The sequence below is a fragment of the Streptococcus penaeicida genome (assembly GCF_002887775.1).
GTDB classification, from domain to species: Bacteria; Bacillota; Bacilli; order Lactobacillales; family Streptococcaceae; genus Streptococcus; species Streptococcus penaeicida.
In genome coordinates, this window is the sequence record NZ_LOCM01000074.1 from 1 (window position 1) to 257 (window position 257).

The window sequence follows — 257 nt, forward strand, 5'->3', positions numbered from 1 at the left end:
CCTAATTTTCTACAGAAATTTCGGCTAGCCGAACATCTCTTTGTATCCTAGATAATGGAGCCTAGCGGGATCGAACCGCTGACCTCCTGCGTGCAAAGCAGGCGCTCTCCCAGCTGAGCTAAGGCCCCACAAGACCTCTCAAAACTAAATAAGACAATTCCAAATGTTTCCATTTCCTTAGAAAGGAGGTGATCCAGCCGCACCTTCCGATACGGCTACCTTGTTACGACTTCACCCCAATCATCTATCCCACCTTA

1 tRNA gene and 1 rRNA gene are annotated in these 257 nt (G+C 48.2%); both read right to left on the reverse strand.

Going from position 1 to position 257, the window contains the following annotated elements:
• Positions 1-55 precede the first annotated feature (55 nt).
• A tRNA-Ala gene (locus AT575_RS10325) sits at positions 56-128 on the reverse strand.
• Positions 129-181: 53 nt separating this feature from the next.
• Positions 182-257 (reverse strand): 16S ribosomal RNA (locus AT575_RS10330); the annotation flags it as partial.